Source organism: Paenibacillus helianthi, assembly GCF_001909055.1.
Lineage (GTDB): Bacteria > Bacillota > Bacilli > Paenibacillales > Paenibacillaceae > Paenibacillus_AQ > Paenibacillus_AQ helianthi.
Map to the genome: position 1 here is coordinate 444,910 of NZ_LVWI01000001.1, position 22,637 is coordinate 467,546.

Consider the following 22,637-nt stretch of genomic DNA (forward strand, 5'->3'; position numbering starts at 1 on the left):
CTTCTTCGAGTTTTGTGTAATCTTCATCTTTTTGCATGTCTTCTTCTACCATAGGGTGTCACCGTCCAATTCAAAAGGGATTATTTCAACATATTAACATACGAACCCATGTTCGTAAATGTTCCAAAAAAATAGTATAATAGTAGGTGGCAGTGCGATGGAACTTGTTCCCGTGCGCTGTCGTATTCCCGAATTGCTTGTTCGGCGTGCCAAGATGGAACCGCCATCGAGTCAAATTAAGATCAATCAGCAATGGTTAGCAGACAAGATAGGCATTAGTAAGCAACAAATGTCTGATTACATCAATCTCCGCTCGGGCTACAAGAGCATGGGTATTCAGCGTGCAGCATTGATTGCTTACCACCTTGACTGCTTGCAAGATGATCTTTTTGTTTGGGAATGGCGATAGCAGAGTAGCTCAGCTGCTCTTAAGGAACGAGTACTGATATATATGTACCATTTGATTTGCTCGATCACCTCACTACCACGTAATCTACTTGTTGTATTACATAGATTAGCAGATCCAGTTGGAAAACGCTGTCGAAAAAGGACGAACGAAAGCACCCCCTAAAACCCAATGAAGGGGTTGACTTATATTCCTAGATTTGCTTTAGCACATACAATTCGCTTCCATCCTTGAATTTAATCAACGATCCATTATTCTCAATTGATATTATTTGATCGATTTTACATTCTTGCACCAGCGCCGTCCTTCCTACTAACACGAATCCTTGATCCTTATATGCCTCAGCTGCTTCGACCAAGATATCCAGTTCTTGATAAGAACCATCACTGGTGTGATATGCAAGCTCGGAATGTGAATTGCTGGTACGCTGCCATTTATCAATATAGTTGACGTCCTTAAGGTCTACATCCTTCCATGTAAAACTATCTTTCTTCTTGAGTTGTAGTTTCTTCATTCTTCTAATCATACCTATCTCCTCTGCCGAATTCTGGATGGTTTTTAAATCATTTTACGACAAGGTTCTACATACAGCATTGCATAAAATATTACAATCGTTTCGAGGTGGTTAAGTGGATTATGGATTTCATTACTCAACATCAAATTATGATGAAGGGGAGGACTACCTTGTCAAGAAAACTGTAGAGGTTCTTCACGATCCCTGTGATCTCCATTTTATGTATGAAAGTTTAATCATCTTCTACTCTAATTATCTGAAATATCATGAAGGCGCTGCGGATAAGCTCGTAATGGTTTGCCGGCTGGATATAGAGTATTATTTTCGCTTCATTGATGCCTGGCAGGCCCGTTATCGCAATGACAGGCTTCCGATTGATCCTCTATCATTTAATACCCTTTGGCGATACTACGAAAATAGAGGACTATACTATGAAGCCATCGACATCTGTTATGCGGCAATTGAATATGAGATTAGAGATTATACTATTGACGGTTATACTGAACGCTTGGCGAGATTAGAGAAGCGATTAGAAGAGCAATTAAAATATTCCTAAGAGGTGCGAAATGAAAAAATTGATTTTGGCTATGTCACTCGCGATGATGCTGGCCGGATGCAGTCCTTCCAAAACAGATCAAGCAGCTGAACTGAGCAGTCAGGCCGAACAACATTATAAGGATGGTGACCTGCAGAGTGCCAAAGCTGTGTATGAGAAATCACTTGAAATTAAAGAAGATCCAGAGGTCCGCCAGAAGCTTACGCTCACTGAGAGTGAAATAACAGCACTGGCAACCGTTCGGCAGTACCTGAGTGATCTGTATGCTGCAAATCAAGAGTTAAAACAAAACATCGATCCTAGTGCCTTGTATCAATCGGGTCTAAAAATTGACACGATCCTGAATGAGCTCACCAAGGTTCCAGTCCCTGATTACTCGGGGATCACGATGTATTTGGAGGAACTTGCTAAGGATAATGACTATTTCTTGCTCAAGTCGGATGTGGGGTTGTTTACCCTCAGCGCCCAATCGGGGCTACAGGTGGATGCTGTCAAACTAAACAAATCTATTCAAGCTTTCCTGGACAAACACTCGACAATTAGCAATTATAAATAACAAGGGGGTACACTCATGACCATAGAGAAGAAACGCTCATCTGTCCCCGTCCCCAAGAAAATACCAGCCAACAACAAACAGGGATACAAATGGCGTCTTGTCATTGAGGGCCCGCCTGATCCAGTGACCAACGTACGCACACAGATCCCCCGGGTGCGTGATACAATTGCTGAGGTGAAAAAGGCCTGCCAGGAAGAATATGACCGGTTAGCCGGAGGAATAAACGTCAAGAAGGCAAAGAAAGTCACCGTTTCTGAGGCTGCAGCTGAATGGCGTAAAAAATATATTAAGACGATCGACAAAGATGCCACACTAGCAATCAGAGATAAATCAATTAAAATTATTAATCGTTATATTGGTAAATTACCCATAGCTACTTTGACGAAGAAACAATATCAGGGAATGCTCGATACCATGGCAACGGTTGGGTATAAAGTAAAAGATAAAGAAAACCCTGGGCAGTTCGTTTATAAGCCTTATGCTGTAAATTCGATTAAGACTACTCATACTGCTGCTGGAATGATATTAGAATGGGCGGTCAAAGAAGGATTAAGAAAGGACGACCCGAGTGAAGGCGCAGTCATCAAAGAAAAAGCGCTGACCGTTGAGGAAATCGAAGAAGAAGATTTAGAAGCGTCTTATTTAGAACGACATGAACTCGAAAGTTTTTTAAACGCCGTGGTGAACCATGGATTGGAGCGTGATTTGGAAACATTCTATTTTTTAGCTTTCACTGGTCTTCGTTCGGGGGAATTATGCGCACTTAAGTGGGCAGACATCAATTTTGACACTACAATGATCCGGGTAACCAAGACGCTGTATAGCCCGAACAATAATATGAAAAATTACGAACTCACACCACCTAAGACAACAGGCTCCATACGATCACTTAATTTAGATCTTGCAATAATAAACTTACTCAAATCGTATCAGGAGCAGCAGACTGGAATTCATGAAAAATACAAAGCTCAGTTTGATGATCATCACTCTAAGAACTTTGTGTTATGCAGACCTAACGGATATCCGTATAATCCTACTAATGTACTCAATCGTATGGATCGGATTTTAGAATATACAAACATCACCAAGCACGCTACACCTCACATCTTCCGACATACCCATATCAGCATGCTTGCAGAGGCTGGAGTGGATATTGCGAATATCATGAAAAGAGTCGGACACGATGATGCCAAAACTACGACGAAGATTTATCTACATGTCACAAACAAGATGAAACAAGATGATGCAAATAAAGTAAATATACAGTACGGAGACTTGCTGAAATTGAAATAATTCAAGCTACTGTGATTTTTATGTGATTTTTGTAATTAACAAACCCCTTTTAACCCTTATACATCAAGGATTTCAAGGGGTTTTACTGTCAGTATAAGGTATCCCCCTCATACTCTCACTCATGATCATCCCTCTACTCAAAACATCCCCGGCCGCTTATCGGACGGGGATGTTTTTGCATACTTACTAGCTATGTTCTAAGCGATTAACCTCAGGAATGATTCTGCAGCTTTTTTTAGAATTCGTTCTGGGGCATAGGGCCGGTATAGACGGATTGCGGACGGAAAATCCGGTTGTTGGCAGCCTGCTCCATAATATGGGCGGTCCAGCCGATAATTCTTCCTGCTGTAAAGGTTGGTGTAAAAATGTCCGGTGAAAGCTCCAGCGCCTTAAGAATAGCAGCAGCATAAAACTCCACGTTGGTGAACAGTCTGCGGCCCGGCTTGTATTCTTGAAGTAAATGTATAGCTGTTGCTTCTACATGAAGTGCCAAGTCAAAAGAAGGATCTTTGCCGATCATTTCTTGTGTCGCGATCTGAAGGGCTTCAGCACGCGGATCTTTGGTTTTATAGATCCGGTGTCCGAAACCCATGATCTTGGTTCCGCTCTCCAGAGCCTTCCGCAGCCACGGTTCCGCCCGTTCCTGGGTACCAATATCCTCGAGCATGGCTATTACTTCATACGGAGCACCGCCATGCAGCGGCCCTTTCATAGCCCCGATTGCCCCGGCGACTGCAGCATTCATATCCGATTCGGTAGACAGTACCACGCGGGCAGCGAAGGTTGAGGCGTTCATGCCGTGCTCCATACATAGAATCAGGTAAGCACTGAGCGCCTGTACATGCGCCTCGGTCGGCTTTTCACCAGTCAGCATGTATAAGTAATTGGCCGCATGCCCAAGCTCTGATAACGGTTCCAGTGGTGTTAATCCGTTCAGCGTACGGTATCTATAAGCAATAATGGTCGGGAGGATGGATGCCAGCCTTACCGCCTGCGCTAGTACCGGGGGCCAAGAGGTATTCTCCTGCTCTCCAAGTGCAGCAATGGTACTCTGCAGCACCAGCATCATTGGAACGGAAGCAGGCATCAGTTCAATGATCTGCCGGATATACCCTGGCAACTGACGGGATGCAGCCATTTCGTTCTTAAGCCGTACCAGCTCTTCCGCAGATGGCAGGTGTCCGTTCCACAGCAAATAGGCTACCTCTTCATAAGTGCGTGTCACTGCAAGTTCTTTCGCCCAATATCCCCGGTATACCAAGTACCCCTTTTCACCGTCCACCAGACCAATGTCAGTTTCCCCTGCCACTACGCCTTCCAATCCGGTCACTTTTGCCATTATACTTTGCTCCTTTTCCGATTCCATAAGTTAAACATCATATTAGGAGTATAAACGTGAAACCTTGCATTGCATATTTATAGTTTTTTATGAATCCATAAAGATTTTTTATCATCATTCCTGGGCGTGCTGTTCCATCAGCTGCTTGAGCTTTGCTTCTGTATTGGAGTCCCCAGCCGGTGTATAGATACTGCACCGCAAATCGGTGCTGCCGTGTACTTGGAGCGAGGTCAGGTGAAACAGCATTTTGCCAGCTTTCGCATGACGGAATTCAAGCACAACATCGGGAGCTGAGCTGACACGGCTCTCTTCCCACAGCGTGTTGAACTCCGGATGCTGCTGCTTCATCTCCGCAATGAAATCATCATACCAGCGGTCCTCCACATATTGGCCGTAATAGGCCCGGAATATGGATAAATACCCGCTGACGAACTGCTGCCAGTTCACGGCGAGGCGCTTGAATTCCTTCCGGACAAATAGAAGAGAGATCATATTCCGCTCCTCCGGCGGGAGCTTGGCAAAGTCGAGAAACACATGCGCAGCCGCTTCATTCCAACCCACAATCCCGCAGCGCCGGTCGGAAATAATAGTCGGACAGGTGGTCAACTCCTGTAGAATTTTCTGCAATGAAGGATTGATCTCGGAGATGTTCTCCTGCGGATAAAGGGCAGCTCCAGGCCCGTTCTCCAGTGCCAGGGCAAATAAATAGCTGCGCTCATCTTTGGTCAGTTGCAAAGCGGCCGCAATACAGTCCAATACAGAAGGCGAGACTTTGATATCCCGGCCTTGCTCCAACCAGGTGTACCAGGTGTTACTGACTCCGGCTAACTGCGCAACCTCTTCCCTCCGCAGGCCCGGGGTCCTTCTACGCGTGCCTTGAGGCAGCCCTGCGGAGGCGGGCGATATCGCCGCCCGCCTTGCTTTTAAGAAGTCCGATAAAGCCTGTAGCCTGGTCTGAGTAGACATTATCTATGCGCCTCTTCCTGAACGATGTTTAGAATAGTATTAATTATACTATGATAAACGACAACTTGTAATAGGATAAATAAAGTGGAAAAATAAACGTATAACAAAAAAGTTACATGCTTCGGCTGCGAGTATAACACAGTGTCTTTATGGAAGCTTATGCTGGCAAAACATTGTGGATGCTTCCGATGTGAGTTTTGCGGAGTAGATTCATGGGAGCTTATGCTATCAAAACTTTTAGGGGGATAATTATGGAGCGCGTAGTGATTACCGGCATGGGATTGGTCTCGCCGCTAGGAAATACAGTAGAGAAGTTCTGGAGACGCTTGTCGGCAGGTGAGTCGGGGATCTCTCCGATCACCACATTTGATACTTCACATTTCAAAACAAAGATTGCCGGTGCTGTGCACGATTTCGATCCTGAGGGCCGGTTTGGCCGTAAGGAGGCGCGGAGGATGGACCGGTTCAGCCAGTTCGCTCTGGCTGCTGCCGAAGACGCCTGGGCTGATTCCGGGCTTCAGCTGGACAAGATAGACCGCGAACGATTTGGGGTTTATGTAGGCTCAGGTGTCGGGGGGATTCAGACCTTAATGGAGCAAGCCGATGTGTTGCGTTCTCGCGGACCGGAAAGAGTCAGTCCGACGCTGATCCCGATGCTGATCTCGAATATGGCTGCAGCCTTGATCAGTATTAAGCTGGGGGCACTTGGACCTGCTCTGTCGCCTGTAACGGCCTGTTCCATCGGGAATACAGCCATAGGTGAAGCCTTCCGGCTGATCCGGTACGGCGGTGCCGATGTTGTCATTGCAGGAGGTGCTGAAGCCGCCATTAACGAAATATCACTAGCCAGTTTCGGAAATGCGACTGCGTTGTCCACACATAATGTTGAACCGCTCAAAGCGAGCCGTCCATTTGACGCGAACCGTGATGGGTTTGTCATCGGGGAGGGGAGCGGGATTGTCATCCTGGAGTCCTTATCTCATGCTCTGCAGAGAAATGCCGTCATTTACGGCGAAGTGACCGGCTATGGTGCCAGTTCGGATGCCTATCACATGGTGGCCACCCATCCGGAAGGCATAGGCGCCTATCAGGCCATGAAACTGGCGCTCCAAGAGGCGGATATAGAGCCAGGTGAGGTGGATGTTATCAGCGCCCATGCCACCAGCACTCTGGTGGGAGACCGTTCAGAAACGATGGCGATCAAAAAGCTGTTCGGCGATCAGGCCTACCGCATTCCGGTGACGGCAAATAAATCAATGACAGGGCATGCCCTGGGCGGCGCCGGAGGCCTTGAGGCCATTGCATTGGTTAAGAGTATACAGGAAGGCCTTATTCCACCCACCATCAATCTGGAGGAGCCCGATGAAGTCTGTGACTTGGATTATGTGCCGAACACCGCCCGCCAAGCGGACCTGCACATCGGAATCTCCAATTCCTTTGGCTTCGGAGGTCATAATGCTGTGATTGTACTGCGGAAATATACGGAGTGATCCGGTAGCCGGACACTAAAATTCATAAAAACCTTCAGCTCCCCTGCACGCAGGAGGGGCTGAAGGTTTACCGCTGGTGCTTTTTTGTCGTGCTGCACCTGGCGCTTGTTAACTCTAGCTATATCGATCGCAACGGGCTAAATTGCCGGTTAGTTCTCCTCTGTTTCCGGTAAATCGTGGCTTCCCCAGAGCGAGATGCCTGCAGACGAGACCACAGAAAACGTCATTACACTTTTACCAGCCGCTTCATCCCACTCCTTCAGAAAAACTCCGCTGTAGGTCACACTGTCAATAATCAGCTCAGCATTATGTTCTCCCGTCAGCTTCCAGGTCCCTTCAACCGCCCCGGTAATTTTTCCGTCAGCGGTTAATTCAATCGGTTTCGAGCCTGTAACTTTCGCCGAGATTTCTTTGCCGTGGTTAATATATCCATAACCGCCGCTGATCTCCTCGGCAGTGTACTTACCAATCTTCTCTCCGCTATATCGGTGCGGCGCTACCACCGGCCATCCGTCGGTATTCATAAACATCTGGTGTACACGAACCTCATGCTCCTCCCCCCTGCCAGGAAAGCGGGTATGAAAAATAAGAAAATATTGTCCACTCTTGGCATCATAATATGCCGAATTGTGGCCAGGAGAAATATAACCCTCCCGGTTTGCCTCCGGATCCAGCCCTGCATTCGTGAATTCGAAATTCCCCATCAGCTTCACTCCATATGGAGAGTAAGCCGGATCATCGAACAATACACCTGCTGTACCTTTCGCATCCAGCATAGCCTTGCCTTCCGAGTCTTCAAATGGACCATCCGGGTTCTTGGAGCGGGCAACACGGATATTATATCCGCCCTTAGCATCCAGTCCGCCATAAGATAGGAATAGATAATAATAATCGGTTTCAGGACTGTACAGCATGTAAGGTCCTTCAATCCGGGCGTGGTTGCCTCCGAGCAGTTTTTTGCCATAACCCTGATCAGGCAGCGGCATACCTGTCTTGGCATCCAGCTCCATGATAAAGATCCCGCCGGAATAGGAACCATATACCATCCAAAGCTTACCGTTCTTGTCAAAAAACACATCAGGGTCAACCACGTTAGGCTTCTTCGTTGCATCATAAATTTCACCGTCATCGCCTGTGCCAGCCATACCGGATTTGAGAATGATCCCCTTATTTTTATAGGGTCCTTCAATCTTGCTGGATACAGCTATTCCCATTGCCGACAGCGGAGAATCCCCTTTGCAAGCGTTATAGTACATATAGAATTTCCCGTCAGACAGCTGAATGACATCAGGTGCCCATAGCGTATCCGTCTGTGCCCAGCTGAGCGTTTCACTTAATTCTTCCGTAACATTGGGAATAAGCACATTGCCGTCGGCAACGCCAGAAGACACCTGCGTCCAGTCCATCAAATCTTTGGATTTGGCCGAAGCCAGATGGGAGCCAAAGACATAATACATATCATCTACTTTGATTACAGAGGGATCATGTACAGAAACATTATTAAATTCAGGGTTGCTGTTGCTGCATGCCGTCAAAATAGACAATGATAATAAAGTGGTAAACGTTCTTTTTTTCATCCTTCAACCTCCTATGTATACCCTTACATTTTGCTGTCCGGAGATGAAATAGTCAATACTTTTATTTAAATATATTAGTTTTGTTTCACACTTATCTAAACATTAATCCGTTATTTCACGCAAAAAAGCGCCAAGTCCATAAAGGAGCTTGACGCTTACAACTAATATATTAATAATCTCCGGCGTTCTCTACCAGGATCGGCTGCGGATAAGCGTTGCTAAGAACACGCCGTCTTTTCTTCACCACTTCAGGCGGCTCTACCGCTGGCGCCATCGGATGCATCAGCCAGGATTTTACCAGATGGGAGTCGGACACCTTGTACATTGGAGGTTCTTTCTCCATATCGATCTGCATCGCATAAGTGCTGCGGAGTGCAAAAGCATCGCCCTTCGGCGGCTTGATCAGATCCGGAGGCGTTCCGGGAATCGCAGTAAGCAAAGAACCCTTACTTTCCAGACTTGGCATGGAAGCCAGCAGACCCCAGGTATACGGATGTCTTGGGTCATAGAAGATTTCTTCCGCTGTGCCCATTTCAACAATCTGACCGGCATACATTACCGCAACGCGGTCAGCCATTCTGGCTACAACCCCGAGATCATGGGTAATGAAGATAATTGCGGTATCAATTTTCTTCTGGAGATCCTTCATCAAATCCAGGATTTGTGCCTGAATCGTTACATCGAGCGCGGTGGTCGGCTCATCGGCAATCAGAAGCTTAGGGTTGGCTGCAAGTGCCATGGCAATCACCACACGCTGGCGCATCCCGCCGCTGAACTCATGCGGATACTGCTGAAAACGGCGTTCCGGTGAAGGTATCCCTACCAGGTTCAGCAGTTCGATCCCGCGTTTGTACGCAGCATCCTTGGAGATTTTCTCATGCTTGAACAGCACTTCGGTAATTTGCTTGCCGACCTTCATCATCGGATTCAACGAGGTCATCGGGTCCTGAAAAATCATTCCGATTTCTTTCCCGCGGATCTTCTGCATTTGCTTTTCATTTTTACCAATCAGGTCCTGTCCGTCGAACAAAATCTGTCCGCGCTTGTATTCACCCATCGGCTGGGGAACCAGCTTCATGACAGCCTGCGAAGTTACGCTCTTACCGGAACCGGATTCGCCCACGATCGCCAGTGTTTCCCCTTTATTCACATGAAAGCTTACACCACGGATCGCTTGTACTTCGCCTCCGCGTGTTCTGAATGATATAGCCAGGTCTTTTACCTCTAAAAGGCGCTCCATCCTGTCACCCTCTCGTTTCTTTTCAAATTACGATAATGATTCTCAATACGTAAAAAACACACAATAAGTATTATTTTATCTATTTACATGTGCTTACGTCAAGAATTTTCTGAAAACCGGCGATGCCAAAGCAAACGCGTTCATCCCTAACAAAATATACACGAACCTCAATAGCTTAGCAAAATTACACGCGGCCCCATTCAAGTCCGCTGTGCCGTTCACAGGCAAGAAGACCGGTGTCTCCTGTGAGAACCGGCCTTCCGCTTTTTCACATTTATACTTCCACTGTGTTCACAAAGTCTTTCAAGGTTTCACGCAAATTATCAAACGCCCAGCCAATATGATTCTCATCCTTATATTGCCTGGAGTAATACTCGATGACCAGAATCAGATCAAGATACAGGTCGTACAGCCTGATGCGGAGCTGCTCGCCCGGACTGTTAAACACTGCACCATAGCCCTCCAAGAATGCCGGAGAATTCTCAAAGTGCCGGAAGTAATATTCGAGCAGGACATCCCCCCACAGCGCGCGTTCCCAGTCAATAATCGAGACAATCGCACCGTCTTGGACAAAGATATTGCCATTCCACAGATCCCAGTGAATCAGGCGCGGTTCGGTTACCTCATCAAGTGCAGGCAGATACCTCTCCAGCCCCTGCCTGATTTCGTCATACGAAGACGGGAGCGCAGCCCCCAGTCTTTGACCATCGTCCAGCACATTATGAATCATCTTTGTGAAGGTCTCACGCCATGTTCTTCCTGTTCCATCAGGAGACTCCCCAAAAAGCCCAAAGTGCCCGCCCTTTATCTCATTAATTTGCCTTTGATAGCGGCCCAGCTCCAGTTCAATGGAGGCTTTCACTTCATCCGTGAGGCTCTCTTTGACCTCATTGTAGGGCATCCCTTCAACCTTTTCCATGAAAAAATAAGGACTTCTAATCCGTTCGCGGCTCTCATCGAATCCATAGACGGCTGGAACCGGAACGCTGCCTGCTGCCAGAACCAGACGAAGTGCCTCCACTTCTGCGCGCATGATGTCTTTTTCGTAGCTCAGCGTTGCTGTCTCATCAGAGGGTGCGACCTTCAGAATCACGGATCGTCCGTCCGATAATTCCAGATCGTAGGCAGTATTAAAAAAACCTCCGGTCAACTCCTTGCTGCTGATGATCGATGTATCCTTTCCAAACGTACCCGTTACTAAAGTTCTCAGCTGCTGATCATCCAATTTGACTTTAGTAAAACTCTCCATTTGTTTAGACCCACCACATATCGGCAAGAGGTTCCTCAATTAGTACCTGGCGGAGATTGTCTACCGCTTTGGAGAATCCTTCTTCAATAGACATCAGTCCATCCTCGTGCTCAATACTGACCACATAATCATAACCAACCAAGCGGAGTGCGCTGATGATATCCGCCCAGACCTTCACATCATGGCCATAGCCCACCGAACGGAACTGCCACGCCCGGTCCAGCATATTCGTATAGGATTGCATATCAGTCAAACCGTACATATTCACATTTACCGGATCAATCACGGTATCTTTGGCATGGAAATGATGGATTGCACCTTGACGTCCCAGGATATGAATGGCCTGCACCGGATCAATGCCCTGCCACCACATATGGCTCGGATCAAGGTTCGCGCCGATCACTTCACCTGCTGCCTCTCTGAGACGCAGAAGAGTAGCGGGCGTATGCACAGAGAAGCCCCCATGCAGCTCAAGACCAATCTTCACATCGTGCTGCGAGGCAAACGCGCCCCATTCTGTCCAATAAGGGATCACTTTGTTCTCCCACTGCCAGGCCAGAATCTCCTGGTAGTCATTCGGCCATGGAGCTACCGGCCAGTTCGGGTATTTCGCATCTTCATGATCGCCCGGGCAACCTGAAAAGGTGTTCACAACAGAAACACCAAGCTTCTGCGCCAGTTTGACCGAATTGACGAAATCCTCGTGATCCTTACGGGCCAGTTCTTTCTGCGGATGCAGCGGATTACCGTGGCAGCTCAGTGCACTAATCATCAGACCGCGTGACTCTACCGCATGCTTGAACTCTTTGAGTGCAATCTCATTCTCCAGCAGGAGCTTGGGATCACAGTGGCTGTTGCCCGGATTGCCTCCAGTGCCGATCTCTACAGCCTTAAGTCCTTTGGAAGCTACATAATCCAGCGCGTCCTCCAGCTTGCGACCGCCGAAAAGCACCATAAATACTCCAAGTTTCATTGTTCTGCCGCCTCTCGTTCATGATAAGCATTCATTTCAATACACGTCAAAATCCTTAATGGTCTGATTGGTTTCAGCCGCTGCAAATATCGCCTCGATCAGCTTCAGCACACGCATGACCTCGGCATTTTTGACAATCGGCTCTGCCGATCCCTCAATGACATCGGCAAAATTGGTATAGAAGCTGGAGGACAGCTCCACTGCTGTCGGCAGCACATCTGTAATCGTCGCTCCTTCTGATGGAGGAGCCATGGTCTTCGTAAGGCCTACACCGGCGCGGATTGGGGTAGGCTCCCGTCTTTCGCTCTCCTGATTGCGGGTAACGATCCGTCCCGTCAATGACCAATCTTCAATAATTCCGGTGCCTTCAGTACCTTTTACATACCATCTTGGCAGCGTAATAAAGTTGGTGGTTCCGACTTCCACGACGGCTTTGATGCCATTCTCGAATTGCAGCAGCGCCTCGAAGCCGTCATCCACTTCATTGCCCAGAATGAAGCTTAAGCTGCTGCTCACGCTGGTTACTTTACTATCAATCATGAACAACAGCTGATCCAGCAGATGAACACCCCAATCCAGCAGCATACCGCCGCCCTGTGCCTTCACGTGCCGCCAGTCACCAGGGATGCCATTGGCTCCGTGCACACGTGATTCAAGCTGGAACAGAGGGCCGATTGTGTTATGCTCATACATTTCCTTGATGATCCTGAAGTCTTCGTCCCACCGGCGGTTCTGATGCACCATCATGATACGTCCGGCGGCTTCAGCCTCCTCAAGCATTTCATTGAATTCATCCGAGGATAACGCCACGGGCTTCTCGCAGATTACATGTTTACCGGCTCTAAAAGCTGCGATGGCGATTTCTTTGTGCACATCATTAGGTGTGGCAATCAGTATGGTTTCAACCTTCGGATCGGCCAGAACCTCCTCATAGCTGGTATAAGCCGTATATCCCGCTTTTACCGAAGCACTGCGGCGTTCCTCTAGCAGATCGAACGTTCCGGCCACCTCCAGGCGGCCGTTCTCCTCAATCAATTGTGTGTGATAGCTTCCCATTCCGCCATAGCCAACGATGACGATTGTATGCTTCTGTGAACTCATGGTCTCCACTCCTGTTTCGATAGACGTTACCTTTGCCAGTTATTTGTCTGAGCTTCCGTCAAAATACACCGCACGGCCAGTCCGTGCCGAGTCATAGATTGCTTCAAGAATTTGCGTAACTACAAAAGCTTGCTCCGGTTTTACAACCGGTTCTTTGTCTTCAATTACTGCTTCCAGCCACAAGCGGGCTTCACGGTCTGCTTCACTCTCCGCTTCTCCGCTGTAGAAGGCTACACCACCGGAGGAGAGATCCACTTTGGTCTCGTACAGACGTCCTGCACGTTCTCCGTTCAAACGTAGACCGTCCTTCATATCCGCCCCGCCTTCTGTGCCTGCAAGTAAAGTTTGGGCTTCACGGAACTCGGACACATTCAGTGCCCAGCTGGATTCCAGAGAGATCGTCGCTCCATTTTCCATAGTGATAAATCCAAAGGCGGAATCTTCTACCTTGAATTGTTCAGGATCCCAAGGACCGAAGGCATTTGCCGCGTTTTTCTTCTGTCCCAGCTTGTGGAATGTCGAACCGACTACCATCCGAGGTTTATAATTATCCATCAGCCACAGGGTCAAATCAAGCGCATGCGTCCCGATATCGATCAGCGGGCCTCCTCCCTGCTTCTCTTCATCCAGAAATACTCCCCACGTAGGAACCGCACGGCGGCGCAGCGCAATAGCCTTGCCGTAATAAATCTCACCGAGTTCTCCACTCTCACAGAGGCCCTTCAGATATTCACTGTCCGAACGGAAGCGGTTCTGGTATGCGATGGAGAGCTTTTTGCCGGTACGGCGTGCTGCGTCCAGCATTTCCTGAGCCTGGGCTGTTGTCTTGGCCATCGGCTTTTCACACATCACGTGTTTGCCGGCTTCAAGCGCTGCTACGGAGATCACGGAATGACTGTCATTAGGTGTACATACATGAACGATATCAAATCCGCCTTTTGCCAAAAGCTCCCGGAAATCAGTGTAGACAGCTGCATCCTCAGTCCCATAAGTTTTCGCCGCTTCCTGTGCACGTTCCTCTACGATGTCACAAAAAGCCACCATTTCGGCATTTTTTTGACGGGACAGACTTGGCATATGTTTGCCGTTTGCGATACCACCGCAACCGATAATAGCAATTTTGAGTTTGTTAGACATGAACTTTTCCTCCTTGATTGGCATATGTTCTAACCCATTTCAGGCTGTCCGCTACACTTTCAAGCGGTGATCTGCTGCAATAATCCTGCTCTACTACGGCCCATTCCGCACCCGCTGCATCAGCAGCCTCCAGAATCGCAGCCAGATTTACTTCCCCTTCGCCCAATACAACCGTCTCCGCCGATCCGTCTTCACGCTTTTTCATATCCTTCAGATGGATAATCGGCAGGCGTCCGGCGTATTTGTTGATATATTCTACCGGATCATAGCCGCCATAATATACCCAGCAAGTATCCATCTCCACTTTCAGCACTTCGGCAGGCACTTCCTCGAAGATACCGTCAAAAGCGGTCCGTCCGCCGAATTGCTCCGTGAATTCGAAATCATGATTATGATAAGAAAGAACGGTGCCGCGAGCGCTGCACTTCTCTCCGATAGTCCGCAAATTCGCTGCAACCTCTTCCCAATTGCGCTGCTCTTCAGTCAGATAAGGCACAATCAGATTGCGGTTGCCGATAGCCAGATTGAAGCTGATTTCCTGCTCCGTGTCATTCAGCATAGCATCATATGGACGATGTGCGCCGAGCGCGGTAAGACCCGTTTCCTGAAGCAGTGCAACTACTTCTTCTGCCGTCCGTCCAAAGAAATGATAAAATTCTACCCCGGCATATCCAAGCTCCGCTACCTTGCGGAGGGTTCCTTCAAAATCCTGTTCCAGTTCTTCTCTCAGCGTATACAGCTGCAAGCCGATTTTCAGCATGTTTGCCTCACTCCTAATGGTTTGGATTGTACTTCCATATCTATCCTGCTTCTTATCGTCCCTGTGGTGCCACATCATATGACTCACCTGAACAAAAGGGCTGCAAGCAACTGAATGCCCAATATCTGTCTCCCTTATCCTTCATGTTCCATATGCGTACCTATGTAGCTTTCAGAGCCGCTATAAAGCCCCCTCCACATCATTTATATGTTTTTTGCTCAGGTCCATAGTAATATGAAAGCGTATATAATAAAATGAAGAATATGATTAAAACATGAACAATCTGCTTATCATTTCAATATCCTATTCCATCACCAGGAGGACCTATGACACAAACAGCACCATGCCACATCCTGTCAGCCGGATTCTCAGTTCACCGCAAGCCCTTCCATATGTCGGGTGGCGACAGCGTTCAGTATTATCTCCTGCGTCTGCAGACTGAAGGACGCAGCCGGACCATGGTTGATGGTGTTCTCACCACCGTAGAGAGCGGCGATCTAATGTTGTTCGCTCCAAGCGATCCCTATTATCTGAGTATCGACAAAGAGAGCTATCCCGTGGGGAAGCCCCGTATTGAAAGTGGTGACTATCATATTTTCTGCGGAGGGCCCTGGATTGAAGAATGGTGGACCCGCAAGCAGCGCCCGCTGGTTCTCCACATGCCGCTCAGCGACTATTTCCTGGGCCTATTCCGCCAAATCGTGCTGGAGCAGCGCCGTTTGTCCAATCCTTCACCAGAGATCTCTGCTTGTTATCTGCAGATTTTGTGCCTGGAAATCGACCGCCTAATGTCTGAACAGCCAGCGGTTTCACCCAAGGGCTATCTGGCGTACCGCATGAAGCAATATGTCGAGGAACATGCGGCTTATCCGTTCCGTCTTGAGGATGTGGCCGGACATGTGGATATATCGGTCTCCCGCGCGGTTCATCTGTTCAAGGAGGCTTTTGGCACCACCATTGTCAAGTATGTAAACGACGTCAGACTGGATATGGCACGGGAGCGGATCACCTTCAGCCCTATGCCGCTGGAGCATGTCTCTGAGACATGCGGCTTTGCCAATTATACCTATTTCCACCGTTTGTTCCGGGGACGTTTCGGGATGTCACCCAAGCAATACCGTGCGTATAGCCGGCAGACCGAAATGACCTCACTGCCGTAATCCAATCCCGCTGAGCCTGGACTGGCGAATCAAGGTTTATACCCCAATGATGGTGAATTTAGCTTTATTCTCCAGACATGCAAAAGGAGCGCCATCCTGAAAGATCCGCTCCTTGTGTTTGACCTTATTCAGTTTCTGCTGCTTGCTTGGGGTGACCCGGACATGCTGGGATATCACGCCGTACTGATCATTTTGCCTGCGGTTTCGTTCCGCGCACCAGGTGCCGGAGCGTTCTGCCCTCAGCAGAGCTTTTTGTGTTTTTGTACGTGCCATATGCGCTTGCACTCCTTTTTTAGTCTGAATGTTCAGTAGATTGGTGTCTAGACCTGCTGATATTTTAATTTTAACATATTCGTTTGTAGATTTCCCGGTAAAGTTGATTATAATCATTACGCCTGCCGGCGTCCGCTTGCACAAGCAGCTTCGGGTACAGTATTCTTGATGGTACAAGCCTATCCCTAAAAAGGAAGATTCCATGAAGAATTGCGACCGTCCGAGGATCATTACCCTATGCGGATCGACCAAGTTCAAACCACAGTTCGAGGCCGCAAATGCCGCTTTAACCCGCCAAGGCGTAATCGTGCTGAGTCTGGGATTCTTTGAACAGAGCGAAGGCATTCATATTTCAGCGGATCAAGCGCATCTGTTCGAACAGCTCCATTACAGCAAAATCAAAATGTCAGACGGAATTATGGTCATTCATGTGAATGGGTATATCGGTGAAAGTACACGCAAAGAGATTGAGTACGCCCGGAGAATGGGCAAAACCGTGGAGTACTGGGAAAGCCAGTAACCACAGATGCGGAGGGAATTCATGAAATACGATGTATTGTACGAAGGTGCTTTTGCTATGCTTAAGGTATATTTGAATCCTGGTGAAAGTGTCAAAGCAGAGATGGGTGCGATGGTCGCCATGTCCCCCAATGTGGAAATTAGAGGTACTGTGGACGGCGGCATAATGAGGGGACTCGGAAGAATGCTGAGCGGGGAGAAATTTTTCTTCCAGGAACTGACGGCGACAAGAGGGCAAAGTGAAGTCCTGCTCTCTCCGGGATCCATTGGTGACATTCAGGCCATAGAGCTGGACGGATCGTACAAGCTATTTGTGCAAAAGGACGGATTTCTCGCCGGGACCCATGGTATTCAGGTCAATACAAAAATGCAGAATCTGACGCGCGGGCTGTTTTCCGGGGAAGGATTCTTCATCATTGAGATCAGCGGCAGCGGTACGGTGTTCCTCTCATCGTTCGGAGCGATACATGCCATCAACCTTGAACCGGGTGAGGAAATGATCATTGATAACGGACATCTGGTGGCCTGGCCGGATTATATGGATTACAAGGTGGAAAAAGCAGCCTCCGGCTGGTTGAACAGCTTAACGAGCGGGGAAGCCCTGGTCTGCCGGTTCCGCGGCGAAGGTGTTGTGCTGGTGCAGTCCCGCAATCCGGGAAGCTTCGGAACATGGATCAAATCTTTTGTACCCTCCAGGCCCTGAATAAAATCAAAACGGCATTTCAGAGCGCAATGTGCAGGCTCTTGAAATGCCGTTTCCACTTGTGGGCAGAAATTCCACCCAGGCTAAATCATTCATCTGCCGGATGACTCATACCAGCACCAACCTCATGAGACCGCCTGGCAATCCTTTTCTCCTTTGCAGCCGTTCCGTTTGCATGTATTGTAGGTGCCTTTGAAATCGAGCCGGTGATCCGTAACATTGAATCCATATTCCTGTTCCAGCCGGAGCTCCAGGTCATGAAGCCAATCTTCCTTGATTTCCTCCAGCCTGCCGCATACATTGCAAATCAGATGATGGTGCATATGGGCATGATCGTCACCGCGCAAATCATATCGTGCTACCCCATCGCCAAAATCCATCTTTTCCACAATATGAAGTTCACATAGCAGTTCCAGAGTCCGGTACACCGTCGCAAGACCAAGATGCGGATAGCTGGTCTTAACCAGCATATATACTTCTTCCACACTTAAATGGTCCTTCTCATTATCCAGCAGGACTTTGACAATGGCTTCTCGCTGAGGAGTCAATTTATAGTTTTGTGCAGCAAATTGCTGACTGATATTAACAATCGGGTTCACCTTAGGTCTCCCACCTTTCCGGAAGCGAGGATTGCGATTATAATTAGTAATCGTTACGAATTAAGCATAACAAAAATACCCACCAAAGAAAAGGGCCTGACATGATTATACCATTACGTTTAGAAATTTCGCACAAACCATCAAAAAAAAAATATTAAGAATATTCCATAATAGACTTTGTACTCCACTTGTAAAGGGGTGAAACAGATGAGTTATTATCACAGAATTCAGCTGTCGCTGGACTACATTGAAGATCATTTGCAGGACGAACTGCGGATTGCTGAGATTGCCGGCAAAGCCTGCTTTTCCCCCTTCCATTTCCAGCGTATGTTCCTGGCGGTTTCCGGCTTTACCGTACACGAATACATTCGCAAGCGGCGACTCACCGAAGCGGCAAAGCTGCTGCGTCACACCAGCGAAAGTGTGCTGCAAATTTCCCTGGCCTGCCAATATCAGTCCCAGGAAGCCTTCACTAGAGCTTTTCAAAGCTACGCAGGTGTGACTCCTGGCAAGTACCGGAAATCTCTGGACCTGACCACCGAATCCCAGCACAAGATCAACTTTCTGGAGCTGCAAAAAAATACCGAAGGAGATGTAGAGCGAATGGACAAACCAACCATGATTCAGCTAGATGACACCCCTATTATCGGCTATAGATACAAAACCAGCCTGAACGGAGACGGCCACTATGCGGATATCCCCGGATTCTACGATGATTTTGGACGAAACGGACGGTTTATGCCTATACCGGATAAGATTTCTACGGGAATGTCCTACGGCATTTCTTGTGATTATCAGGACAACGGCGACTTCTCCTTCATCGTAGGTGAGGCAGTAACGGAAAGTGCAGAATTGCCGGACGGGAATTACACCCATTTGGTTCTCCCCGCAGGAAAGTATGTGATGTTCAAAGCTTATGGACCCGCCTCACTCACTGCAACGACCCGCAACTATATTTATGGAACCTGGCTGCCGAATTCCGGCTATGAACGCAGGGAAGGCCCCGATTTTGAAATCACGGATGTGGTGAACTATTCTTGTCCTTATCACCTGCGCATCACTATTTATATTCCCGTTGACTAAATTTAGGGGTCTGCAACCTTTCCATAAACTGTCGCGTCTAAGGAGTTGTATAAGGCCAAGCGGCCTGAATCCTATAGACAAAGGTGGACAACAATATGAACTTCAAAAAGAGCGCTTTTGCAGCGATCACCAGTGTATCGCTTCTTACTTTCTCACTCGCCGGTCCCATCTTTGCCGCTGACAGCAGCTTCAAGGATATTGACAGCGTTACCGGCAAAAACAAAATCATTTCCCTTAAGGATCAAGGCCTGATCAAGGGCATCTCTGACACCCAGTTCCTTCCAGGCGCCAAGGTAACCACCGCTCAGGGCATACAGTTCATCTCAGGCGGCCTTCAGCTAAGCCTTGCAGCTATCGACTTCAACAAGGCGCCGCTCGCCAGCAGCACGTTCACCAAGGTTAAAGACAACGCCTGGTACGCGGAAGCTTTTATCAACGCCCACTACAACGGGATTGAAATTCCTGCAGATATCGACCCTGCAAAGCCAATGACCAAAGAATTATTCACAAATCTGCTGATTCAGGGTATAGAAAAAGTGGGCAATCTGCCTATGATCAACATTGTCCCTGCCGACATTTCAGATGCGGATGCCTTGAACCCGTCTTTCCAGGGCAGCATTCAGCGCTCGCTGAAATACAAGATCAACACTCTGGATGCCAACGGCAAGTTCCATCCGAAAAGTGAAATTACACGTGCTGAAGCAGCTGTTATGCTCTATAATGCTCTGGACTACCTGAAATCCAAAACGGATATTGTTCCACAAAGCTAAATACAAAGTAGACCCTTTTGCTCGTTCTGTCCTGCTAATGGCATCCCCATTGGCGCACCAAGTGGAAACGGCTTCGCTGTCCTTTTAAAAACATATGCTTCCGAAGCGGGGGTGTCCCATAAGTAGAATTTTCTACGAATGGGACCGTTCTTTTGTTTTAAAAACCGTAAAACGATAGCAAGGCAGCGATTCTCCCGTTATTGGAGGATCGCTGCTTTGCGTTTTTGGTCATTGGCTGCTTGCTTTAGCAGATTATGGGCAAGGGAAAGCCAACCGACTTCGAGGGTCACTTTCTCCATCCCTCGAAGCAGGAAGCGCCGGAATCCCCGGTTATTCTTCAGTTGTTCAAACACACTTTCCGGTTCCGTCATCCTCCGCACAGCCAAGGCGTAACCGTCTTCACTCCGTAAAATTTCCCGAGCCTGTTTCTGGTATCGCAGTCGTTCCAAACTGACGACGACTTCCCGATTTCCTGTCGACCTTGTACAACGTTCCTTCAGTAGGCAACCGTCACAACTTTCGCTACGATAATGACGTTTTCGAATTTCATATCCACTCTCTAACGTTTCCTTGCTTTCTTTGCGGAAATGCAGCATTTGTCCGGCTGGGCACTTCCATGTATCCTCGGCTTCATCGTACGTCCAGTTCTCAATCTTTCCAATATTCTCTTTCCACGCTTTGCTCTTTTCTTTGTGGTAGCTACCGTATTTGACCACGGCCTTCACGTGTTCGTTTTCCAAATACGCATAGTTCTCTTCACTACCGTAGCCTGCATCCGCAATCACCGTCTGCGGAAGTTTCCCCAAGATCCGCCTTGCTTTTTCCATATGCGGCCATAAACAACGGGTATCGGTAGGTCTTGGATGTAGACTGTATGTTAATATAAACTGGTATTCGGTTCCGATCTGTACATTGTAACCCGGTTTGAGCTGACCGTTTCGTATGTGATCTTCCTTCATCCGCATAAAGGTTGCATCCGGGTCTGTCTTGCTGAAGCTGTTCCGGTCACCGAGCAGTACTTGATACTGTTCGTACTTTAACAGCCTGGGCATCAAATCCTTGCGAAGCTTCTGAACGGCTTTTTTCAGTGGTTTGTCCTTGGGCTTCTCCAGCAGTTGCGACTCTAGCGCCTGGGTCATTTGTTCGAGTTTCTCCCTGCCGATCTCGGCGGACTCGCCAAGTTCGCTCAGGTCCTGGCCACGGTGTTCCTGTTCTTCTTGTTTCTCTACGGCCTCAATATCGACAAACAATGCATGTACCTTTGCTTGCAGCTTGGCCTTATGTTTACTAACAGCTTTACCCCATACGAAGGTGTAGCGATTGGCGTTCGCCTCGATTTTGGTTCCATCCACAAAATAATGCTCCAGGGAGATGTATTTCTCGTCCGCCAGAAACTGAAGCACGGCGGTAAATACGGTTTCAAGGACGTCCTTCATCCGCTGAGAACGAAAGCGGTTAAGCGTGCGGAAATCCGGGCGTTGCCGTCCCGCCAGCCACATAAAGGGAATGTTTTCCCGGACCGCTTTGGCGATTTGCCGGGAGGAATAAATGCGCTGGGTGTAGGCGTAGATGATGACTTTGGTGAGCATTTTGGGGTGGTAGCTGTCGCGGCCGCCGCCAGGGTAGGCAGCGTCAAAGATGGCGTCGTCTATGTTAAAAGAAAATAAAGTGTTAGACTGTATTTGTTGATTTGACACGGTTTCTGAGTTTGATTATCGTTAACTTTTAATAAATAAGTATTGGACTGACTCATTAAAAGTAGCAGCGGCAGAACAAGACTTGATAAATAAGTCTTAGACTGCCGCTATTGTTATTAAACTAATGTTTCCCGTTAGTTGAACGGCTTTTGGGTACTCTGAACCACTCGCTCTCTTTAGCTCTCTAATAAAACTTTGCTGTTTATTTACTAAAAGTGGTCTGTCATTTGTCTAACATTTTTGAAAAGTACTTAGGAGCCTCCTTAAAACCTTGTCTCTCATAAAATTTATGAGCATCTATTCTTCTGGAATGACAATGAACTTGGATACTGTCACATCCCCTTTTTCTGGAAGAGGCAGAGGCAAATTCCTCTAATTCCTTTCCAATTCCTTTACTTCTAATAGAAGAGTCCACAACAAAATAACTAATTGATGCGATATCTCCTTTCATACCCAATTGTGGGATATAATGCAGGGAAATACAGGCAGTAACCCTTCCTTCAGCTTCATAAACCATCAATTCTTCATTGGGGTCAGCAAGAAGCCTTTCCATGTTCTCTTTAATAAAAAATTCGGTGTCCGGGTAGCCTAATTGCATCAATAATTTGGATATATCTTTTCTATCCTCCAATTTCGCAACTCTAATCATAGATTTCATCTCCATTCATTTCTCACT

General features: G+C 47.8%; 24 protein-coding genes. 10 read left to right on the forward strand and 14 right to left on the reverse strand.

What is annotated here, in order from left to right; genetic code table 11:
• Positions 1–157: 157 nt before the first annotated feature.
• Positions 158–409 (forward strand): helix-turn-helix domain-containing protein, encoded by a 252-nt coding sequence (locus A3844_RS01950; protein WP_074106446.1) that lies wholly within the window; start codon positions 158–160, stop codon positions 407–409.
• Positions 410–599: 190 nt separating this feature from the next.
• On the opposite strand, the gene A3844_RS01955 is transcribed toward A3844_RS01950, so the two are convergent.
• Complete coding sequence (locus A3844_RS01955) at positions 600–932, reverse strand: LytTR family transcriptional regulator DNA-binding domain-containing protein (protein ID WP_074106447.1); 333 nt, start codon at positions 930–932, stop codon at positions 600–602.
• Between the two features lie 103 nt (positions 933–1,035).
• Between A3844_RS01955 and A3844_RS01960 the strand changes: the two genes are divergently transcribed.
• The 3 genes from A3844_RS01960 to A3844_RS01970 are packed head-to-tail and all read left to right on the forward strand — an operon-like array spanning position 1,036 to position 3,325.
• Positions 1,036–1,476: a hypothetical protein gene (locus A3844_RS01960; protein WP_074106448.1), complete on the forward strand. Its 441-nt coding sequence runs from the start codon at positions 1,036–1,038 to the stop codon at positions 1,474–1,476.
• 10 nt (positions 1,477–1,486) lie between these two features.
• A complete protein-coding gene (locus A3844_RS01965) occupies positions 1,487–2,032 on the forward strand; it encodes a murein transglycosylase A family protein (protein WP_074106449.1) in 546 nt (181 codons plus the stop codon).
• 15 nt (positions 2,033–2,047) lie between these two features.
• On the forward strand, positions 2,048–3,325 hold the full coding sequence (locus tag A3844_RS01970; protein ID WP_083606641.1) for a tyrosine-type recombinase/integrase: 1,278 nt from the start codon (positions 2,048–2,050) through the stop codon (positions 3,323–3,325).
• Between the two features lie 235 nt (positions 3,326–3,560).
• Here the strand turns inward: A3844_RS01970 and A3844_RS01975 are convergent, their stop codons facing one another.
• Positions 3,561–4,664, reverse strand: a complete 1,104-nt coding sequence (locus A3844_RS01975; protein WP_074100929.1) for a citrate synthase/methylcitrate synthase — start codon at positions 4,662–4,664, stop codon at positions 3,561–3,563.
• A gap of 114 nt (positions 4,665–4,778) precedes the next feature.
• On the reverse strand, positions 4,779–5,630 hold the full coding sequence (locus A3844_RS01980) for a helix-turn-helix transcriptional regulator (protein ID WP_074106450.1): 852 nt from the start codon (positions 5,628–5,630) through the stop codon (positions 4,779–4,781).
• Positions 5,631–5,881: 251 nt separating this feature from the next.
• Between A3844_RS01980 and fabF the strand changes: the two genes are divergently transcribed.
• A complete protein-coding gene (gene fabF, locus A3844_RS01985) occupies positions 5,882–7,120 on the forward strand; it encodes a beta-ketoacyl-ACP synthase II (protein ID WP_074100931.1) in 1,239 nt (412 codons plus the stop codon).
• Positions 7,121–7,269: 149 nt separating this feature from the next.
• Here fabF and abnB read toward each other — a convergent pair whose 3' ends face one another.
• From abnB to A3844_RS02020, 7 genes are all read right to left on the reverse strand, one after another.
• The gene (abnB, locus tag A3844_RS01990) at positions 7,270–8,697 is read right to left on the reverse strand and encodes an arabinan endo-1,5-alpha-L-arabinosidase AbnB (RefSeq protein WP_074106451.1); all 1,428 of its coding nucleotides are present in this window, start codon (positions 8,695–8,697) and stop codon (positions 7,270–7,272) included.
• Positions 8,698–8,866: 169 nt separating this feature from the next.
• Positions 8,867–9,937, reverse strand: coding sequence for an ABC transporter ATP-binding protein (locus A3844_RS01995; protein ID WP_074083638.1), 1,071 nt, complete (start codon positions 9,935–9,937; stop codon positions 8,867–8,869).
• Positions 9,938–10,211: 274 nt separating this feature from the next.
• On the reverse strand, positions 10,212–11,186 hold the full coding sequence (locus tag A3844_RS02000; RefSeq protein ID WP_074100933.1) for a phosphotransferase family protein: 975 nt from the start codon (positions 11,184–11,186) through the stop codon (positions 10,212–10,214).
• Between the two features lie 4 nt (positions 11,187–11,190).
• Complete coding sequence (locus tag A3844_RS02005; protein WP_074106452.1) at positions 11,191–12,159, reverse strand: sugar phosphate isomerase/epimerase family protein; 969 nt, start codon at positions 12,157–12,159, stop codon at positions 11,191–11,193.
• 36 nt (positions 12,160–12,195) lie between these two features.
• Positions 12,196–13,260 carry a Gfo/Idh/MocA family protein gene (locus A3844_RS02010; protein WP_074106453.1) on the reverse strand — a complete coding sequence of 355 codons (1,065 nt, stop codon included), beginning with the start codon at positions 13,258–13,260 and terminating at the stop codon, positions 12,196–12,198.
• A gap of 39 nt (positions 13,261–13,299) precedes the next feature.
• Positions 13,300–14,397: a Gfo/Idh/MocA family protein gene (locus A3844_RS02015; protein ID WP_074106454.1), complete on the reverse strand. Its 1,098-nt coding sequence runs from the start codon at positions 14,395–14,397 to the stop codon at positions 13,300–13,302.
• Positions 14,390–15,157 carry a sugar phosphate isomerase/epimerase family protein gene (locus tag A3844_RS02020; protein WP_074106455.1) on the reverse strand — a complete coding sequence of 256 codons (768 nt, stop codon included), beginning with the start codon at positions 15,155–15,157 and terminating at the stop codon, positions 14,390–14,392. The genes A3844_RS02015 and A3844_RS02020 overlap by 8 nt, the downstream gene beginning before the upstream one ends.
• A gap of 326 nt (positions 15,158–15,483) precedes the next feature.
• On the opposite strand from A3844_RS02020, the gene A3844_RS02025 reads away from it, so the two are divergent.
• Positions 15,484–16,317, forward strand: a complete 834-nt coding sequence (locus A3844_RS02025) for an AraC family transcriptional regulator (protein ID WP_074083644.1) — start codon at positions 15,484–15,486, stop codon at positions 16,315–16,317.
• Between the two features lie 36 nt (positions 16,318–16,353).
• On the opposite strand, the gene A3844_RS02030 is transcribed toward A3844_RS02025, so the two are convergent.
• Positions 16,354–16,590, reverse strand: a complete 237-nt coding sequence (locus tag A3844_RS02030; protein ID WP_074100937.1) for a hypothetical protein — start codon at positions 16,588–16,590, stop codon at positions 16,354–16,356.
• 202 nt (positions 16,591–16,792) lie between these two features.
• On the opposite strand from A3844_RS02030, the gene A3844_RS02035 reads away from it, so the two are divergent.
• Both A3844_RS02035 and A3844_RS02040 read left to right on the forward strand, forming a co-directional pair.
• Positions 16,793–17,110, forward strand: a complete 318-nt coding sequence (locus A3844_RS02035; RefSeq protein ID WP_074083645.1) for a hypothetical protein — start codon at positions 16,793–16,795, stop codon at positions 17,108–17,110.
• A gap of 21 nt (positions 17,111–17,131) precedes the next feature.
• Positions 17,132–17,812 (forward strand): TIGR00266 family protein, encoded by a 681-nt coding sequence (locus A3844_RS02040; protein WP_074100938.1) that lies wholly within the window; start codon positions 17,132–17,134, stop codon positions 17,810–17,812.
• Positions 17,813–17,937: 125 nt separating this feature from the next.
• On the opposite strand, the gene A3844_RS02045 is transcribed toward A3844_RS02040, so the two are convergent.
• Positions 17,938–18,411: a Fur family transcriptional regulator gene (locus tag A3844_RS02045; RefSeq protein ID WP_074106456.1), complete on the reverse strand. Its 474-nt coding sequence runs from the start codon at positions 18,409–18,411 to the stop codon at positions 17,938–17,940.
• 207 nt (positions 18,412–18,618) lie between these two features.
• On the opposite strand from A3844_RS02045, the gene A3844_RS02050 reads away from it, so the two are divergent.
• A complete protein-coding gene (locus A3844_RS02050) occupies positions 18,619–19,494 on the forward strand; it encodes an AraC family transcriptional regulator (protein ID WP_074106457.1) in 876 nt (291 codons plus the stop codon).
• A gap of 95 nt (positions 19,495–19,589) precedes the next feature.
• The gene (locus A3844_RS02055; RefSeq protein ID WP_074106458.1) at positions 19,590–20,264 is read left to right on the forward strand and encodes an S-layer homology domain-containing protein; all 675 of its coding nucleotides are present in this window, start codon (positions 19,590–19,592) and stop codon (positions 20,262–20,264) included.
• A gap of 197 nt (positions 20,265–20,461) precedes the next feature.
• On the opposite strand, the gene A3844_RS02060 is transcribed toward A3844_RS02055, so the two are convergent.
• Both A3844_RS02060 and A3844_RS02065 read right to left on the reverse strand, forming a co-directional pair.
• Positions 20,462–21,961, reverse strand: a complete 1,500-nt coding sequence (locus tag A3844_RS02060) for an IS1182 family transposase (protein WP_074106459.1) — start codon at positions 21,959–21,961, stop codon at positions 20,462–20,464.
• Positions 21,962–22,184: 223 nt separating this feature from the next.
• On the reverse strand, positions 22,185–22,610 hold the full coding sequence (locus A3844_RS02065; RefSeq protein ID WP_074088681.1) for a GNAT family N-acetyltransferase: 426 nt from the start codon (positions 22,608–22,610) through the stop codon (positions 22,185–22,187).
• Positions 22,611–22,637 lie beyond the last annotated feature (27 nt).

Bases quoted from the DNA above. Each gene is read 5' to 3' on its own strand.
- A3844_RS02005 (WP_074106452.1), bottom strand. From the start codon at position 12,159: ATGAAACTTGGAGTATTTATGGTGCTTTTCGGCGGTCGCAAGCTGGAG.
- fabF (WP_074100931.1), top strand. From the start codon at position 5,882: ATGGAGCGCGTAGTGATTACCGGCATGGGATTGGTCTCGCCGCTAGGA.
- A3844_RS01950 (WP_074106446.1), top strand. From the start codon at position 158: ATGGAACTTGTTCCCGTGCGCTGTCGTATTCCCGAATTGCTTGTTCGG.
- A3844_RS02015 (WP_074106454.1), bottom strand. From the start codon at position 14,397: ATGTCTAACAAACTCAAAATTGCTATTATCGGTTGCGGTGGTATCGCA.
- A3844_RS01955 (WP_074106447.1), bottom strand. From the start codon at position 932: ATGATTAGAAGAATGAAGAAACTACAACTCAAGAAGAAAGATAGTTTT.
- A3844_RS01965 (WP_074106449.1), top strand. From the start codon at position 1,487: ATGAAAAAATTGATTTTGGCTATGTCACTCGCGATGATGCTGGCCGGA.
- A3844_RS02055 (WP_074106458.1), top strand. From the start codon at position 19,590: ATGAACTTCAAAAAGAGCGCTTTTGCAGCGATCACCAGTGTATCGCTT.
- A3844_RS01995 (WP_074083638.1), bottom strand. From the start codon at position 9,937: ATGGAGCGCCTTTTAGAGGTAAAAGACCTGGCTATATCATTCAGAACA.
- A3844_RS02065 (WP_074088681.1), bottom strand. From the start codon at position 22,610: ATGATTAGAGTTGCGAAATTGGAGGATAGAAAAGATATATCCAAATTA.
- A3844_RS02035 (WP_074083645.1), top strand. From the start codon at position 16,793: ATGAAGAATTGCGACCGTCCGAGGATCATTACCCTATGCGGATCGACC.
- abnB (WP_074106451.1), bottom strand. From the start codon at position 8,697: ATGAAAAAAAGAACGTTTACCACTTTATTATCATTGTCTATTTTGACG.
- A3844_RS02050 (WP_074106457.1), top strand. From the start codon at position 18,619: ATGAGTTATTATCACAGAATTCAGCTGTCGCTGGACTACATTGAAGAT.
- A3844_RS01970 (WP_083606641.1), top strand. From the start codon at position 2,048: ATGACCATAGAGAAGAAACGCTCATCTGTCCCCGTCCCCAAGAAAATA.
- A3844_RS02040 (WP_074100938.1), top strand. From the start codon at position 17,132: ATGAAATACGATGTATTGTACGAAGGTGCTTTTGCTATGCTTAAGGTA.
- A3844_RS02030 (WP_074100937.1), bottom strand. From the start codon at position 16,590: ATGGCACGTACAAAAACACAAAAAGCTCTGCTGAGGGCAGAACGCTCC.
- A3844_RS02000 (WP_074100933.1), bottom strand. From the start codon at position 11,186: ATGGAGAGTTTTACTAAAGTCAAATTGGATGATCAGCAGCTGAGAACT.
- A3844_RS02020 (WP_074106455.1), bottom strand. From the start codon at position 15,157: ATGCTGAAAATCGGCTTGCAGCTGTATACGCTGAGAGAAGAACTGGAA.
- A3844_RS02025 (WP_074083644.1), top strand. From the start codon at position 15,484: ATGACACAAACAGCACCATGCCACATCCTGTCAGCCGGATTCTCAGTT.
- A3844_RS02010 (WP_074106453.1), bottom strand. From the start codon at position 13,260: ATGAGTTCACAGAAGCATACAATCGTCATCGTTGGCTATGGCGGAATG.
- A3844_RS01975 (WP_074100929.1), bottom strand. From the start codon at position 4,664: ATGGCAAAAGTGACCGGATTGGAAGGCGTAGTGGCAGGGGAAACTGAC.
- A3844_RS01980 (WP_074106450.1), bottom strand. From the start codon at position 5,630: ATGTCTACTCAGACCAGGCTACAGGCTTTATCGGACTTCTTAAAAGCA.